At 70.4% G+C, this 15,997-nt stretch carries 15 protein-coding genes; 6 read left to right on the forward strand and 9 right to left on the reverse strand.

Annotated features, from left to right (window positions below; genetic code table 11):
• Window positions 1–216: 216 nt before the first annotated feature.
• Window positions 217–978, reverse strand: coding sequence for a hypothetical protein (locus Q0W60_RS05615; protein ID WP_297693417.1), 762 nt, complete (start codon window positions 976–978; stop codon window positions 217–219).
• A 111-nt stretch (window positions 979–1,089) separates the two neighbouring features.
• Between Q0W60_RS05615 and Q0W60_RS05620 the strand changes: the two genes are divergently transcribed.
• Window positions 1,090–1,911: an enoyl-CoA hydratase-related protein gene (locus Q0W60_RS05620; protein ID WP_297693419.1), complete on the forward strand. Its 822-nt coding sequence runs from the start codon at window positions 1,090–1,092 to the stop codon at window positions 1,909–1,911.
• Here the strand turns inward: Q0W60_RS05620 and kynU are convergent.
• Both kynU and kynB read right to left on the reverse strand, forming a co-directional pair.
• Window positions 1,908–3,140: a kynureninase gene (kynU, locus tag Q0W60_RS05625; protein WP_297693421.1), complete on the reverse strand. Its 1,233-nt coding sequence runs from the start codon at window positions 3,138–3,140 to the stop codon at window positions 1,908–1,910. The genes Q0W60_RS05620 and kynU overlap by 4 nt on opposite strands.
• Entirely contained in the window at window positions 3,137–3,769 is a 633-nt protein-coding gene (gene kynB, locus Q0W60_RS05630) for an arylformamidase (protein WP_297693422.1), read from the reverse strand. The genes kynU and kynB overlap by 4 nt, the downstream gene beginning before the upstream one ends.
• A 36-nt stretch (window positions 3,770–3,805) precedes the next feature.
• On the opposite strand from kynB, the gene Q0W60_RS05635 reads away from it, so the two are divergent.
• A complete protein-coding gene (locus Q0W60_RS05635) occupies window positions 3,806–4,678 on the forward strand; it encodes an alpha/beta fold hydrolase (protein ID WP_297693425.1) in 873 nt (290 codons plus the stop codon).
• 273 nt (window positions 4,679–4,951) lie between these two features.
• Entirely contained in the window at window positions 4,952–6,535 is a 1,584-nt protein-coding gene (locus tag Q0W60_RS05640; protein ID WP_297693427.1) for a CocE/NonD family hydrolase, read from the forward strand.
• Between the two features lie 27 nt (window positions 6,536–6,562).
• Here the strand turns inward: Q0W60_RS05640 and Q0W60_RS05645 are convergent, their stop codons facing one another.
• Window positions 6,563–7,432, reverse strand: coding sequence for a hypothetical protein (locus tag Q0W60_RS05645; RefSeq protein WP_297693429.1), 870 nt, complete (start codon window positions 7,430–7,432; stop codon window positions 6,563–6,565).
• A 177-nt stretch (window positions 7,433–7,609) separates the two neighbouring features.
• Between Q0W60_RS05645 and Q0W60_RS05650 the strand changes: the two genes are divergently transcribed.
• Complete coding sequence (locus Q0W60_RS05650; protein ID WP_297693455.1) at window positions 7,610–7,765, forward strand: hypothetical protein; 156 nt, start codon at window positions 7,610–7,612, stop codon at window positions 7,763–7,765.
• Window positions 7,766–7,778: 13 nt separating this feature from the next.
• Here the strand turns inward: Q0W60_RS05650 and Q0W60_RS05655 are convergent, their stop codons facing one another.
• Window positions 7,779–8,318 carry a sigma-70 family RNA polymerase sigma factor gene (locus Q0W60_RS05655; protein ID WP_297693457.1) on the reverse strand — a complete coding sequence of 180 codons (540 nt, stop codon included), beginning with the start codon at window positions 8,316–8,318 and terminating at the stop codon, window positions 7,779–7,781.
• A 227-nt stretch (window positions 8,319–8,545) separates the two neighbouring features.
• Here Q0W60_RS05655 and egtB point away from each other — a divergent pair, with 227 nt between their 5' ends.
• Window positions 8,546–10,774 (forward strand): ergothioneine biosynthesis protein EgtB, encoded by a 2,229-nt coding sequence (egtB, locus tag Q0W60_RS05660; protein ID WP_297693459.1) that lies wholly within the window; start codon window positions 8,546–8,548, stop codon window positions 10,772–10,774.
• Here the strand turns inward: egtB and Q0W60_RS05665 are convergent.
• The 4 genes from Q0W60_RS05665 to Q0W60_RS05680 form a co-directional block, all read right to left on the reverse strand.
• Window positions 10,771–10,983, reverse strand: a complete 213-nt coding sequence (locus tag Q0W60_RS05665; protein WP_297693461.1) for a general stress protein — start codon at window positions 10,981–10,983, stop codon at window positions 10,771–10,773. The two genes, egtB and Q0W60_RS05665, sit on opposite strands and share 4 nt — an antisense overlap.
• Window positions 10,984–11,374: 391 nt before the next feature.
• Window positions 11,375–12,718, reverse strand: a complete 1,344-nt coding sequence (locus tag Q0W60_RS05670) for an ATP-binding protein (RefSeq protein WP_297693463.1) — start codon at window positions 12,716–12,718, stop codon at window positions 11,375–11,377.
• Entirely contained in the window at window positions 12,715–13,452 is a 738-nt protein-coding gene (locus Q0W60_RS05675) for a response regulator (protein ID WP_297693464.1), read from the reverse strand. The genes Q0W60_RS05670 and Q0W60_RS05675 overlap by 4 nt, the downstream gene beginning before the upstream one ends.
• Before the next feature lie 49 nt (window positions 13,453–13,501).
• The gene (locus Q0W60_RS05680) at window positions 13,502–14,194 is read right to left on the reverse strand and encodes an MBL fold metallo-hydrolase (RefSeq protein ID WP_297693466.1); all 693 of its coding nucleotides are present in this window, start codon (window positions 14,192–14,194) and stop codon (window positions 13,502–13,504) included.
• Between the two features lie 184 nt (window positions 14,195–14,378).
• Between Q0W60_RS05680 and Q0W60_RS05685 the strand changes: the two genes are divergently transcribed.
• Complete coding sequence (locus Q0W60_RS05685) at window positions 14,379–15,971, forward strand: amino acid permease (RefSeq protein ID WP_297693468.1); 1,593 nt, start codon at window positions 14,379–14,381, stop codon at window positions 15,969–15,971.
• The last annotated feature ends 26 nt before the right edge of the window (window positions 15,972–15,997 follow it).

Consider the following 15,997-nt stretch of genomic DNA (forward strand, 5'->3'; position numbering starts at 1 on the left):
GGCCGCCGCCAAAATCGAACGCGTAGGTGGCGTCGCCCCGGCGCTGAACCTTCATCGCATCGGGGAGCCGGCTCCGCGCCGGGTCGAGTTTCCATGTGCCGATGAACGGCGCTTCCGCGGCCTGCGCCACGCCGGCGGACAAACATGCCGCCAGCACGAGTCCGAGGATTGGCTTCAACACAAATCTTCTCATGGCTCTGCGCGAACGCCTCGGGCCTACGGCGCCGCGCCGTCCTTCGCCTCGAACCCCGTGGCGATCCGCGCCGGGTCGACGCCTTCCTTGATCCGCCGCAGCTCGACGTAGAGGACCGCCGCGCCGGTCGCGCCGACCAGGCCGGTGATCACCGCCACGATCGGCTGCACCACCACCGCGCGGAAGGCGAACGGTGCGAAGACGGTCACCGCGCCGACCACCGCGCTCAGGACCGCGGAGGCCAGCGCGAAGATCACGAACAGGGCGAAGATGCGCCAGCGATTGCCCTCGGTGAGCCGGACGCTGCGGCCGAAGCTTTCCATCACCGGCATGCGCTCGGCGACGAAGGCCGGAACGGCCACGCACCACATCACCGCCAGGATCACGCCGGGCACGATCAGGAACATTAGGCCGATGCAGATCGCGATGCCGGCCAGGAGTCCGATGCCGAACAGCGGCAGGAAGTCGTTGAGGCCGACCGAGAGGCATTGGCTCACCGAGGCGCGACGGCCGTTGAGGTCGGTGACGGCGCCGTAGATCAGCGCCGCCTGCAGGATCAGCGAAGCGACCAGACGGATCAGCCCGGCGAAGGCGAAGCTCGGCAAATGCGACCAGCCGCCGGCGCCGAGATACATGGTCTGGGCGAGGCCGGTGAGCACCGAGGGTATGCCCACCAGGATCGCCGCCAGCAGCAGGAACGGCGTCAAATTGCGCCGCAGCACGCCGATGATGTCGCGGATCACGCCGCCGATGTCTAGCTCGGCCGGCTGCGCCATGGCTGTCATAGCCCGTTCCCTGTGGCCTAGTCTGTTTCACGCAAAGCTTCTCACGAGCCCGCCCGCTTGTCGACGCGCGCGCGGCGGCGTCTAAGCTCTCGCAAGGCCCCGGAGCGATCCATGTCCGCCGAGCACGAGACCATCCTCGTCGACCATCCGGGCGCAGGCGTCGCCCGCATCACGCTGAACCGGCCGCAGGCGATGAACGCCTACACCTGGCGCATGACCCAGGAGCTGCAGCACGCGATCGCCGCCTTCCGCGACGACGACGGCATGGGCGCGCTGATGATCACCGGCGCGGGTGAGCGGGCCTTCTGCACGGGCGGCGACATCTCGGGGACCGGCGGCGATCCGGCGCACGGCCGCTGGGTGCGCGAGGCGCCGATGGGCCACGGGCGCGAGATGCGCGAGGGCATGCAGGCCGTCGTCGCGATGCTGCGACGGCTGGACAAGCCGTCCGTCGCGGTGATCCGCGGCTATGCGGTGGCCGGCGGGCTGGCGCTGGCGCTGGGCTGCGACATCCGGCTCGCGGCCGCCTCCGCCAGGCTCGGCGACACTTCGAACAAGGTCGGCCTGCTGCCGGACGAGGGCGGCGCCTGGCTGTTCCCGCGCTTCATGGGCCTGGATCGCGCGCTGAAGATGAGCCTGCTCCACGAGATCTACGACGCGCCGAGGGCGGAGCGTCTGGGGCTGGTGACGGAGGTGGTCGCCGACGCCGAGCTGGAGGCGCGGGCGCTTGCGATGTGCGAGGCGCTCGCCGCCAAGGCGCCGCTCGCCGTCCGCCTGACCAAGATGATGATGGCCAAGGCCATGGAGACCGGCTTCGAGTCGTCGCTCGCCGACGCCCAGATGGCGGTGATGATCTCCAACCCTTCCGAAGACGTCCGCGAGGGCGTCGCCGCCTTCCGCGAGAAGCGCGCCCCGAAGTTCAAAGGCCGCTAGGTCACCGCCTTGCGCGCGCGGTGCTCGGGCCGGTCATAGGCGCGGGTGGCCAGGATGTCGCGCAACGCCTCCACCGCGTCCCAGACCTCGGTGAAGCGGGTGAACAAGGGCGAGACGCCAAAGCGCAGCACGTCGGGGGCGCGGAAATCGCCGATCACGCCGCGCGCGGCCAGCGCCTGGACGATGGCGTAGCCGTCCTTATGAGTGAGCGAGACGTGCAGGCCGCGCTCCGCCGCGCGCCGGGGCGAGGCGAGCCCGAGTTCGGGGCAGCCCGCCTCGACGAGGGCGATGAACAGGTCCGAGAGCGCCGCGCCCTTGGCCTCGGCCTGGGCGCGGTCGACCGACAGGTGCAGGTCGATCCCGGCCTCCAGCGCCGCCAGGCTGAGGATCGGCGGCGTGCCGGTGGTGAGCGCGCGGACGTCGGGCGCCGGGCGGTGCAGGTCCTCGAAGGCGAAGGGCTCCGCGTGACCGAGCCAGCCGGTCAGCGGCTGGCGGATCGTTCCGAGGTGCCGCTCGGCCACGAACAGGAAGGCCGGCGCGCCCGGACCGCCGTTGAGGTGCTTGTAGCCGCAGCCCACCGCGAGGTCGGCCCGGGCCGCGTTCAGGTCGACGCCGATCGCGCCGGCGCTATGGCTCACGTCCCAGAGCGCGAGCGCGCCCTTGGCGTGGGCGGCAGCGGTCACGGCGGCCATGTCCCAGCGCCTGGAGGTCCGATAGTGCACGTGGGTCAGCACGAGGGCGGCGGTGTCCTCGTCGATGGCGGCGATGAGCTCGCCCTCGGGAACGATCCTCAGCCGCGCGCGCTCGCCGAGCAGCGCGGCCAGGCCCTGCAGGATGTGCAGATCGGTCGGGAACTCGCCGGTCTGAGCCAAGAGCGTGGTGCGGCCCGGCCGAAGGCTGAGGGCGCCGGCCGCCAACTTGAACAGGTTCACCGAGGTGGAATCGGCCACCGCCACCTCGTGCGGCTCTGCGCCGACCAGGCGGGCGATCTTGCCGCCGATGCGCAGCGGCGCCTCCATCCAGCCGTTGAGATTCCAGCTCAGGATCAGATCGCGGCCCCACTCGGCCGCGGCGGTCCGCGACAGCCTGGCGAGCGCCGTCCTCGGCGGCGGGCCCAGCGAGTTGCCGTCCAGGTAGATCACCCCGTCCGGCAGATCGAATTCCTGGCGGAGGCCGGCCAGCGGATCGGCCGCGTCCAGCGCTTCGGCCTCGCCGCGGCTCAGGCTCATCCGGCGAGCTCGCGCAGCACCGCGCGCACCGGCGCGGCGTCGAGGCCGCTGAGCGGCAGCGGCAGGGCGATCAGCTCGTAGTCGCCGAACGGCGCGTGATCGAGGACCAGGCCCTCGAGCACCGACAGCCCAAGCCGCCGCACCGCCTGGTGCGCCGGCAAGGCCTTCGAAGCCTCCGGATCGAGCGAAGGCGCATCGGTGCCGATCAGCGCCACGCCGAGACCCGCCAGGACCTCGATCAGCTCGGCCGAAACCGCGGTGAAGTCCGAGACCCAGCGGTCGTGCGGGAAGGCCTCATAGGTCCGCAGCAGCACCCGCGGGGGCGGATCTCGCAGGGCGGAGGCCACGTCGGCCGGCCGCACGGCCCCCCTGGCGCCGCGCGCGTCCGCCACCCGGCACGGGCCCACATAGCGCGCGAGGTCAAGCGCCTCGGCGGTCGCGCCGGTCGGATCGTAGTGCCGGGGCGCGTCGGCATGCGCGCCGGAGTGCGTCGAGAGGATCACCCTCGAGACCTGCACTGGCGAGCGCGCGCCGTGGCTCCAGGTGGCCGCCGCCTGGAAGGGCGTATCGCCCGGCCACACCGGCAGCTCGGGCCGAAGCGGTTGCGAGATGTCCCAAAGCCTTGGCATCAAGGCTTTCTTTAGGGCGCGAGGGAGAGCGAGGCCATGGCGATCCGCGAACGGACCTTTCGCTTCACCGGGGCCGAGGGCGCCTCGATCGCAGGCTTCCGCTGGGCCGACGATGCGGTGACCCCGCGGGCTGTCCTGCAGGTCGCCCACGGCATGGGCGAGCACGCCCGCCGCTACAAGGCGCCGCTCGAGCCCTTGATGACCGGCGGGTGGGTGATCTACGCCGACGACCACCGGGCGCACGGCCTCACCGTCGAGGGCCCCGAACAGCTGGGCGACTTCGGCGAGCACGGCGCCGAGCTCATCGTCGAGGACCTGCACGAGCTCACCTCGCTCGCCCGCGCCGAGCATCCGGACCTGCCGATCATCCTGCTGGGCCACAGCCTGGGGTCGTTCTTCGCCCAGGCCTACGTCTTCGATCATTCGAAGGCGATCGACGGGCTGGTGCTCTCCGGCACGGCGGCCTTCGGGGATCGCCGCGGGCCTGCCAAGCGACTGGACGAGATCCGGATGGACGGCGAGGCGCCGCGCACGCCCTACGACTGGCTGTCGCGCGACCCGGCCGAGGTCGACGCCTACATCGCCGACCCGCTCTGCGGCTTCTCCCGCAAGCCGGGCTCGGAGCAGAGCTTCGCCCGCGTCTCCGCGCGGCTGCGCGATCCGGCCGAGATCGCCAGAATCCGCAAGGACCTGCCCATCTATGTGTTCGTCGGCGACATGGACCCGATCAACGACGACCTCAGGCTGCTGCAGCCGCTCATCGATCGCTACCAGGCCGCGGGCCTGCGGGACCTCACGGTCAAGATCTATCCCGGCGGCCGCCACGAGATGCTGAACGAGACCAACCGCGCCGAAGTCGTCGCCGACCTTGCGGCCTGGCTGGAGCGCGTCGCGGCCAAGGCCCGCTGACGCGGGCGGAAAGCTGTGGTTGGATGGATGCCGTGGCTCGGGCCGCGTGATTTGAGCCAGCTATTTCGCGGGCGCACGACCCGCTCGGGGGAACTGACCAGGATGATCGCAGTGACGCGTCTGGCCGCAACGACGGCCGTTGTTCTTGTCTTGGCTGCGGGCGCCGCGCCCGCCCCCTCGCAGTCCGCCGCACGACCCGCGGCCGCGGCGAAACCGGCGGCCGAGTCTCGCTGGCCGGGCCTGCCGCCCGGCGCTGTCGAGGAATACGCGGTCATGCGCGACGGGACGAAGCTGGCCGGCAACGTCTTCAAGCCGGCCGGGAAGGGGCCCTGGCCGGTGATCATGACCCGCACGCCGTACCTCAAGGACGGCCGTATCGATCCGGAGAAGGACCCTAAGGGCGCGAAGGCCAAGGCGGCGCTCGCCAAGCAGGCCAAGCACTACACCGACGCAGGCTACGTCTTCGTGCTGCAGGACGTGCGCGGCAAGGGGCGTTCGCAGGGCTTCTACGCCGCGTTCGAGAACGATGTGGAAGACGGCTACGACAGCGTCGAATGGGCGGCCAGGCAGCCGTGGAGCAACGGCAAGGTCGGCCTGACCGGCGGCTCGGCGATGGGCATCACCTCCAACGAGGCTGCGATGGCCGCCCCGCCGCACCTGGTCGCCGCTTACGTCGTCGTCGCGCCGCAGGACCTCGTGAAGAACTCCTATCCGGGCGGGGTCCTGAAGGAGAAGGACGTCCTCGGCTGGGAGCGCGGCCAGGGCATCGCCGAGGATGTGCTCGATCAGGGACGCCGGCGGGTGGTCAACGACACGTTCTGGCAACGGCTCGCGATGAGCGCCAACGCCAAGTTCATCCGCATCCCGATCTACAACGTCGGCGGCTGGTACGACATCTTCAACCGCGGCAACATCGCCAACTTCGAGTACCTGCAGAACGAGGGCGCCCAGGGCGCGCGCGGCAACCAGAAGCTCTACATGGGCCCGTTCGGCCATGGGCCGCTGTCAGGCGGTCTGGAATATCCCGGCCTCGACCGGCTGGCGCTGGGCGGCGATCAGGAGATCCGCTGGTTCGACTACTGGCTGAAGGGGATCGACAACGGCATCATGGCCGAACCGCCGGTCACCTACGTCATGATGGCCTCCGCCGAGAAGGGCGCCTATTCCTCGAAGAACCGGATCCTGCGCTCCGCCAACTGGCCGCCGGCCTACCGCGAGGTGCGCTACTACCTGGAGCCGGACAAGAGCCTCTCCGAGACGCCGCCGACGACGGCGGAGGCGAAGATCTCCTATCGCGACGATCCGGCCAATCCGGTCCCGACCGTGGGCGGCGCCAACCTCACCTTCGAGCGCGGCCCCATGGACCAGCGCGCGATCCCAGCTCGGCAGGACTACCTGCGCTTCCAGACGCCGGTGCTGGACCACGATGTCGTCGTTTCGGGTCCGGTGAAGGTCGAGCTCTACGGCGCGACCGACGGCCGCGACACCGACTTCATGGCCAAGCTGGTCGACGTCTACCCGGATGGCTACGAGGCCCTGGTGCTGGACGCGCCGATCCGCGCCCGTTACCGGAACGGCCGCATGCCGGACGACGTCAGGATGATGACGCCGAACGCTCTGGAGGAGCTGGTGATCGACCTCTGGAACACGGCCATCACCTTCGAGAAGGGCCACCGCATCGCCCTGCACGTGACCTCGAGCAACAGCCCGCGGTTCGAGGTGAATCCCAATACCGGCGAGGCGCCGGGCGAGCACAAGCTGCCGCCGCGGGTGGCGGTCAACAGCGTCTACATGGACGTCGCCCACCCCTCCGCGCTGGTGCTGCCGGTGGTCTATCCGGATGAAGCGAAGCGCTGAGGCGGCCGGCCGGGCCTCGCCGCCCTCTCAGCGGTTCTCCTCGCCCTTCGCCTCGTCGGGGGCGTGCTCGTCCTGGCGCTGGCGGGCCTCCTCGCTGACGCGTGCGATGCGATCCTCGGGCGCGCCGCGGCCATCCCAGCCGCTGGCTGCGGCTTGCACCTGCGGGGGTTCGCGCCCGAATTCCGATCCTGAGCCGCCGCCGGCGTCGGGGACGCCGCCTGCCGGGATCTTCTGTGAACGCCACTCCTGGAAGGTGCGGCCGAAGTGGTCGCGGCGATGGTCGCGGAACCGCCGATAGTCGTCGTCATACAGTTGCTGCTGGGCGCGCCGCCATTCCTGGTAGTCGCGGTCGTGGCTGCGCAACTGCTCGTTACGCCAGCTCAGGTACTCCGGGTCCAACTCGTGGCCTTCGTGGGGGTGATAGGCGTAGTCATGCGGCGCGCCATACTCCTCCACGCTGCGGTTGCGGGCGTTGAGCTCGAGGTCGCCGTACGGCGCCCCCTCGGCCGGTCGCCAGGTCTCGCGCTCGTTGCGTCCGGCCGCGCCGCGCTCGGGCTCGCGCCCTCGCCACGCCTCGCGGCCGGCTTCGATGCCGTACTCCTGGCCGCCATAACCGCCGAACCGCTGTTCGCGCCCTGCGCTTCGGTAGCCCGTACGGTCCTGGTCGTAGCGGGATTCCCAGCGACCCTCGGCGCGCCGGGGCTCGGCGCCTTCCCAGCGACGCCCACGTGACCCCGGGCCGTAGCGGTCCTCGTCGGAGTTGAAGCGCCCCGCTTGGTCGAAGGAGCGGCGCTCCCCCTCGCGGGTTCGTTCGGCCCGGCGCCGATCGTCCTCGTCCTGCGGGCGGCCCTCGTCGCGGCGTCCGCTGAATCCCCAGTCTCGGTCGCCGTCAGCCATCTTCATCCTCCAGAGCTGTGCGGGGTCAGGCCCGGGTTCAACCCGGCGCCCGGACGCGCTGTTCCGTGGTCGGCGCGCGCAACGTCGAGCGCGGCGGCGCGCAGGCCAACTTGCCGCAGGCGGAGCCTGCAAATCCAATGGCCGCCTGCGCCGCGGCGGGCTACCTATCGCGGCGGGATGGCGAGCGAGCGCGCGAAAAAGGCGGCGCTGACCGAGGCGCTGCAGAGCATGTTCCGGCGTCTCAAGGCGCGGCCTGCGCCGGAGCGCCTGCTGTCCGTCGTCGATCAGCTCGACGCGCCCGCGAGGCCGCCGCCCGAGACCGCGGAAGGCTAGCGCGGACCGAGCATCAGGCGCGGCCCATCGCGCCGAGAGTCTCGAAGGCCATCACGTCGGTGGCGTCGTCGGCTTCCATGATCTTGAGCAGGCGCGCCCGCGCGCGGTTCACCCGGCTCTTGATGGTGCCGAGCGCGCAGCCGCAGATCTCCGCCGCCTCCTCGTAGGAAAGGCCCGCCGCGCCGACCAGGATGAGGGCCTCCCGGTGTTCGTCCGGCAGCTGCTGCAGGGCGGTCTGAAGCGCGTGCATGGCCACGCTCCAGTCCTGCGTGGGCGCGGCTTTCAGCGTGCCGGCGTACTCGCCGCTCTCGTCGCGCACCTCGCGGCGGCGACGCAGAACGTTGGTGTAGTAGGTGTTGCGAAGGATCGTGAACAGCCACGCGCGCAGGTTCGTCCCGGGCTCGAACTTGTCCCGGTTGGTCCAGGCCTTGATCAGCGTGTCCTGCACCAGGTCGTCGGCGTCGGATCCATTGTGACTCAACGACCAGGCGAACGCTCGCAACGCTGGAATCAATCCGACGACATCGTCCCGCCAATTGGACGTCGCGTCCATTGTGCCCTCATTCCGCCCGACCCCGGGCATCTGCCTCAAGCCCTCCGGCGAGCGATGAACGCATCCCCGAGTCATCTGTTCCGGCTTGGAACAACGCGCAAAACCGGCAAAAGGCCCGGAACCTGGGTCGTCGGATTCGCGTTGCGCGGCGTTCTCGGGAAACGGGGCGCTCGATCTTGAAACGCGCCGGGAGCGACCACACGTCGTTCGCTTGAACGGGGGAGCGCATGAGCCAGCCGGACGAGCCCACCAGGATCGCCGCCCCGCAGGCCGAGGCGCCGCGGACGCTTGTCGCCCGCTACCGCGCCGTCCGCCGCGCGAGCGAGGCGCTGGCCCGCGCCCTCACGCCGGAGGACCAGCAGGCCCAGTCGATGCCGGACGCCAGCCCCACCAAGTGGCACCTGGCGCACACCAGCTGGTTCTTCGAGACCTTCCTCCTGGAGCCGAGGCTCGCCGGCTACAGACCTTTCGACCCGCGGTTCGCCTACCTCTTCAACTCCTATTACGAGGCCCTGGGCCCGCGCCAGCCGCGCCCCGAGCGCGGTCTGCTGACGCGTCCCTCGGTCGCCGACGTGATCGCCTATCGCCGCCATGTGGACGAGGCCATGGCGCGGCTCCTCGCGACGGAATCCGAGGACGCTCTGCGGCCGCTCGTCGAGCTCGGTCTGGCCCACGAGGAGCAGCATCAGGAGCTGATCCTGATGGACATCCTGCACCTCTTCGCGGCCTCGCCGCTGCATCCCGCCTATGCGCCGCCCCGGCGCACCGCGACCGTCGAGGTCACCCCGCTCGGCTTCGTGGCCTTCCAGGGCGGACTCACCGAGATCGGCCATGCCGGCGAAGGCTTCGCGTTCGACAACGAGACGCCTCGGCACCGGGTCTGGCTCGAGCCCTTCGAGCTCGCCGACCGGCTGGTCACCAACGGCGAATGGCTCGCCTTCATGCGCGACGGCGGCTACCGCCGCCCCGGGCTGTGGCTCTCCGAGGGCTGGGCCCGGGTGCAAGCCGAGGGCTGGGAGGCTCCGCTCTACTGGCGGCAGGCCGAGGAGGGCTGGCTGGAAATGGGCCTGCACGGGCTCAGGGCGCTGGATCACGCGGCGCCGGTCAGCCACGTCTCGCTCTACGAGGCCGAGGCCTACGCGGCCTGGGCCGGCGCGCGCCTGCCCACCGAAGCCGAGTGGGAGCATGCCGCCCGCGAGGTGCGCTCCGGTGGTGGCGAGTTTCTGGGATCCGGCTGGCTGCATGCCGCGCCCGCCACCCCGGGTCCCGGGCTTCGCCAGATGTTCGGCGACCTCTGGGAGTGGACCCGCAGCGCCTATTCCCCCTATCCGGGGTTCCGGCCCGCGGCCGGCGCGGTCGGCGAGTACAACGGCAAGTTCATGGCCGGCCAGTTCGTGCTGCGCGGCGGCGCCTGCGTGACGCCAGCCGGCCATGTGCGGCCGAGCTATCGCAATTTCTTCTACCCGCACCAACGCTGGATGTTCTCCGGCGTGCGGCTCGCGCGGGACACAGCGCCGGGTCGCGAGCCGGCGCAGCCGGACGCCGAGTTCGAGCGAGACGTGCTGCTGGGCCTTGCGAAGCCGCAGAAGTCGGTTCCGCCCAAGTACTTCTACGACGCCGAGGGCTCGCGGCTGTTCGAGGCGATCTGCGAGCTTCCCGAATACTACCCGACCCGCACGGAGATCGGCCTGCTTCGCCGCATCGCCCCCGAGATCGCCGCCGAGATCCCCGGGAACGCCGCGCTGGTGGAGTTCGGCAGCGGTGCGAGCCTCAAGACCCGCGTGGTGCTGGAGGCGGCCCCCCAGGTCGCCGTCTACGCGCCGATCGACATCAGCCCGCAGGCGCTGTCGGCCGCCGCCAAGGCCATCGGCCGCGACTATCCCGGGCTGGCGCTCGCGCCGCTGGCGGAGGACTTCACCCGCGCGCTCGAGCTGCCGCCGCAAGCGCGCGGCCGCCCCGTCGTCGGATTCTTCCCGGGTTCGACCATCGGCAACTTCACGCCGGAGGAGGCGAGGGCGTTCCTGGAGCGCGCGCGCCGCCTGCTGGGCGACGGCGCGGGCTTCCTGGTCGGGCTCGATCTGATCAAGCCCGAGCCGCAGCTGATCGCAGCCTATGACGATGCGCTGGGCGTCACCGCCGCCTTCAACAAGAACCTGCTGGGCCGGATGAACCGCGAGCTCGGGGCCGACTTCGATCTCGAGGCCTTCGATCACCGAGCGGTGTGGAGCGCCGCCGAGAGCCGGATCGAGATGCACCTGAAGAGCCGGCGCCATCAGGACGTCGTCGTGGCGGGCCGGCGGTTCCATTTCGTGGTCGGGGAAACCCTGCACACGGAGAACTCGTACAAGTTCACCGTCGAGGGCTTCGCGCGGCTGGCGGCGGAAGCGGGCTGGACGCTCCAGCGGGCATGGACCGAGGCCCAGCCCGCCTTCGCGGTCGTGCTCCTGAAGGCTTAGCCGGAGCGGCTGCGCGAGCGGCCGCCGCCGCGGGAGGCTTCGCCGCCCTTGCGCCCGGCCGAAGCGGCCAGGTCGCGGTCTTTGGCGAAGCTGCGCTTCTCGCCGGGCACCGAGGCGCCGCCCTTGCGGGTGATTTCGCGACGACGTTCGGGGTTCATCGCGGCGAAACCTCGGCGCGCGCGCGGCTTATTGGATTCAACGCTGGGCATCAGAACGGCTCTCCTAATCGGGTGTGGTCAGGGCGAGCGAGGCGCGAGCTGGCGGGGCCGTTGCTCAGGCGGCCGCCCCGGCCCGAGACGCGCATCACCACGCGTCCCGGCCCGACCGGAAAATTCGGCTGTAAGGGGATTTCCGGCTCGGACATGGCGCCTCGCAGGGGGTTGCGGTCAGGCTAACCATCGAGACGCAGCCAAGGTTGCGTTCGCCGCCACACGAGTTTTTCGCAAGCCCGTGAAGCCGTTGCGGGTCGCGCCACGAAGCTTCGCGCCAGCGGCTATTTCGTGCGGCCTGTATCGGACCGATCGGGATGCGGAAGCTGGCGGCGCTTCTTCTGGCGAAAATCGGCGTCGTGCGGCAGGTTATACTTAGACGGGCTGCGCTCTAGAGCGGCAGTTGCACCCGCGCGGTGAGGCCGCCGCCGGCGCGGTTGACGAGGGCGACGTCGCCGCCATGGCCGCGGGCGATGGAGCGCACGATGGCCAGGCCCAGGCCCGCGCCGCCGGTCTGGCGGTTGCGCGACGGCTCGCGCCGATAGAAGGGCTCGAACACCCGTTCGCGATCGGTGGGCGGGATCCCCGGGCCGTCGTCGTCGATCTCGACCACCGCGGTCGCGCCCTGGCGCGTGACCCGCGCGCTGGCCCGGCCGCCGAACTTCACGGCGTTGTCGAGCAGGTTGGCGAACAGCCGCCTGAGCGCCATGGGATCGCCTTCCAGCACCACCTTCTCGCCGGTCTCGATCTCGGTCCTCGCGCCGGTCTCGGCCATTTCGTCGCAGAGGCTCTCGAGCAGGGAGGAGAGCTCCAATGGCGTGCGCTGGCCGGGCTGGCCGGCGTCGCGCACAAAGGTCAGCGCCGCCGAGATCATCGCCTCCATCTGGTCGATGTCGGCGCTGATCTTGGCCCGCTGGTCCTCCGGCAGGGACTCGATGCGGAAGCGAAGGCGGGTTAGGGGGGTGCGCAGATCGTGCGCGATGGCGCCCACCATGGCCGTGCGGTCCTCCACGTAGCGCCGCAGCCGCTCCTGCATGTCGTTGAAGGCGCGCACCGCGACGCCGATCTCCGCCGAGCCCCGGAGCGCCAGCGCAGGGGCGCGGGGATCGCGGCCGAGCCGCTCGGCCGCGCCGGCGAACAGACGGATCGGCGCCGACAGCCGTCGCGCGAAGATGTAGGCCACCGGCGCCATGGCCAGCGCCGAAAGCACGAACCAGAGCGCGATCCGCTGCTGCCAGGGATTGAGCCCGAAGGCGGGCTGCGGGCGCACCTCGTCATAGCGCCCGTCGGGACGCTTCACGGCCACCTCGAAGGGGGCCACGAGGAAGTGCTCCTCATTGACGCCTTCGCGCACGATCTTGTCGCGCAATGTCCGGAGCACCCGCCGGTCGGAGAAGGGATTGCGGTCGACGGCGATGACCACCCGGTTCGGGGCGACGGCCAGGTTCCTGGCGATTTCCGCGCGCAGCGTCGGAGCCAGGCGGGTGTCGAGCGGCACGCCCGCCGGCGCGCTGACGGTGCGCAGCTCCAGCGGCCGCCGCTCCGTGAACAGGGCCTTTCCGCCCCGGAAGGTCTGGACGATCTCGCTCAGCCGATAGAAGTCGGGCGTCGGGGGCGGCAGGTTGAAGATCAGCACCAGGCTGATCACCTCGGCCGCGACCAGGGTCAGCATGGCCAGCGCCAGCAGCTGGACGAACAGCGACGCCGTCGGCCGCCCCCGCGAGGCCAGTCTCATGCCCGCCTCACCTTGGCCGTGAACATATAGCCTTCGTTGCGAATGGTGCGGATCAGGTCCTGCCCGCCGCCGCCGTCGTCAAGCTTGCGGCGCAGACGGCTGATCTGCACGTCGATCGCCCGGTCGAAGGCGTCGGAATCGGGACCGCGCGCCAGTTCGAGCAGCTGGTCGCGGGTCAGCACCCGCTGCGGCCGCTCGACGAACACTCGCAGCAGCGAGAACTCCCCGGACGACAGGTTCACCACCACGCCCTGCGGGGAGCGCAGTTCGCGACGGACGAGATCGAGCGCCCAGCCGGCGAATTCGCACGAGGCGCCTACCGTGCTGCTCGCGCCGCGCGACTCGGCGCGTCGCAGCACCGCGCGGATCCGCGCCAGGAGCTCGCGCGGATTGCACGGCTTGGCGAGGTAGTCGTCGGCGCCGAGCTCCAGGCCCACGATGCGGTCGGTGTCCTCGCCCATGGCCGAGAGCATGATGATCGGCGGCCCGCCGTCGCGGGAGGCGCCGCGCCGGCAGACCGCCAGCCCGTCCTCCCCCGGCAGCATGACGTCGAGCACGATCAAGTCGACGGGCCCGCGCTCAAGCGCCCGCTCCATCTCGCGCGCGTCGGCGGCGGTCGACACCGTGTAGCCGTGGCGGCCCAGGAATTCGGAGACCACGTCGCGGATGCCCGGATCGTCGTCCACCATCAGGATGCGAGCCCCCTGGGCGGTCATGTCTTGCGCGGTCTCCATGCGCCGGATGCTGGAAGGTGAGGGTAACACCCGGATTTCGTGCTTGAAATCAGCTTTGGAGCGGACCTTCGGCGAGGATCTCGTCGGCCACGAAGGGATTCGTCCGCCGCTCCTGGCCGAAGGTCGACATCGGGCCGTGGCCAGGCACGAAGCTCACGTCGTCGCCGAGCGGCCAGAGCTTCTCGGTGATCGAGCGGATCAGCGTCTGGTAGTCGCCACGCGGGAAGTCGGTGCGCCCGATGGAGCCCTGGAACAGCACGTCGCCCACCTGGGCGAAGCGCGCGCCCGGATGGAAGAAGATGACATGCCCCGGCGTGTGGCCGGGACAGTGGCGGACCTCGAAGCGGGTTTCTCCCAGCGTCACGGTGTCGCCCTCCTCGAGCCAGCGGTCCGGGGTGAATCCCTTGGCGTCGGGCATGCCCCAGCGGGCGGCGGAGGCCTCGATCTGGTCGATCCAGAAGGCATCCTCGCGATGCGGCCCCTCGATCGGCGCGCCGGTCGCCGCCTTCAGCGCCGCGGTCCCGCCGGCGTGGTCGAGATGGCCGTGGGTGACCCAGATCTTCTCCAGATCGAGCTCGTACTGCTGCAGCGCCGCCAGCAGGCGAGGGACCTCGCCGCCGGGATCGATCACCGCCGCTTTCTTGGTCTTGGCGCACCAGACGATCGTGCAGTTCTGCTGCAGCGGGGTGACCGGCGCGATCAGCGCATGAATGGGCAGGTCGGGGCGGGCGGGGGCGTTCAAGATCGAATCCTATGGCTCCGCGGCGCGGCGCGGTTCGCCCTAAGAATAGGAAGACCGCGCGAAACCACAACAAACCCCGGCGCTTGCGCCGCAGCCTGCAAGCCCCGATTGCCGGGGGCGGGCGGCGCGGCTAGCGTGCCCTCAAACACCCGCTCGGGGGAGTCGGGGATTCGAGGAAGCCCTAATGGCCAACGCGTCAGGCATCTCGCGCATCTTCCTGCGCAAATCCGTCGGCCAGATCCAGGCCGAGCACGAGCACGGGGAGCTCAAGCGCACGCTGGGCGCGCTGAACCTGGTGCTGCTGGGCATCGGCTGCATCATCGGCACCGGCATCTTCGTGCTCACCGGCCGGGCGGCGGCTCAGTACTCCGGCCCGGCGATCATGGTCTCCTTCGTCATCACCGGCGTGCTCTGCGCGCTGGTCGCCCTCTGCTACGCCGAGCTGGCGTCGGCCTTGCCGGTTTCAGGCTCGGCCTATTCCTACACCTACGCGTCCATGGGCGAAGGAGCGGCCTGGGTCATGGGCCTGCTGCTGCTGCTCGAATACGGCCTGGCCGCCTCCACCGTCAGCGTCGGCTGGTCGGGCTATTTCGTCAGCCTGATGAAGGACCTGGGCTGGATCATCCCGCCGGAGCTCACCGCCGCGCCAGGGGTGGCCATCAAGGACGTCGCCGGTCACGTGGTCGGCACGGGCGTCGTCAACCTGCCCTCGATCATCGTCATCGCCCTGGTCACCCTGCTGCTGGTGCGCGGGGTCTCGGAAAGCGCCACGGTCAACAACATCATCGTGGCCATCAAGCTGACCGTGGTCATCGCCTTCATCGCCATCGGCTCGCGCTACGTGAACGCCGCGCACTGGAGCCCGCTCGTGCCGCCGCAGATCCCGGCGCCGCCGGCCGGCACGCCGATGGACATGTGGCACCAGATCGGCCGCGCGCTGGTCGCCGTCATCACCGGCGACAACTCCACCAAGTACGGCGTCGGCGGCGTCATCCACGGGGCGGCGATCATCTTCTTCGCCTATCTCGGGTTCGAAGCGGTCTCCACCGCCGGGGCCGAGAGCCGCAATCCGGCCAAGGACATGCCGATCGGCATCCTGGGCGCCCTGATCATCTGCACGGCGCTCTATATCGCCACCTCAGCGGTGCTGGTCGGCATCGTGCCCTACAGCCAGCTCGACGTGCCCGCCCCGATCGCGCTCGCCACCGACATGATGGGGCTGAAGTGGTTCTCCGCCCTGGTGAAGATCGGCGCCATCGCGGGCCTCTCCTCGGTGATGCTGGTGCTGCTCTACGGCCAGACCCGGATCTTCTACACCATGAGCCGCGACGGCCTCCTGCCGCGCTCGCTGGCGACCGTCCACCCGAGGTTCCGGACGCCCTGGATCAACACCATCATCGTGGGCGTGGTCGCCATGGGCGCAGCGGGCTTCCTGTCGCTGGACGCGCTTTCGGACCTCTCGAACGTCGGCTCGCTCGCGGCCTTCGCCCTGGTCTGCATCACGGTGATCTACCTGCGCGTCAGCGAGCCCAACCTGACGCGGCCGTTCCGCACGCCGCTGTTCCCGGTGGTGCCGATCCTCGGCGCGATCATGTGTCTGATCCTGCTGCTCAGCCTGATGTCGACGCCCGCGACCCGGAAGTTCTTCCTGATCTACCTGGTGGCGGGGATCGTCATCTACTTCCTCTACGGCATCCGCATGTCGGCGCTCGGCCGCGGCATCATCGTCCGCGGCCACGAGGCCGAGCCCATGGAGCTGCCGAGCACCGACGAGTAGGGCTTCCGTCCCGAGCCGATGCGCCC

It is taken from the genome of Phenylobacterium sp., from assembly GCF_025934275.1.
Taxonomy (GTDB): Bacteria; Pseudomonadota; Alphaproteobacteria; order Caulobacterales; family Caulobacteraceae; genus Phenylobacterium.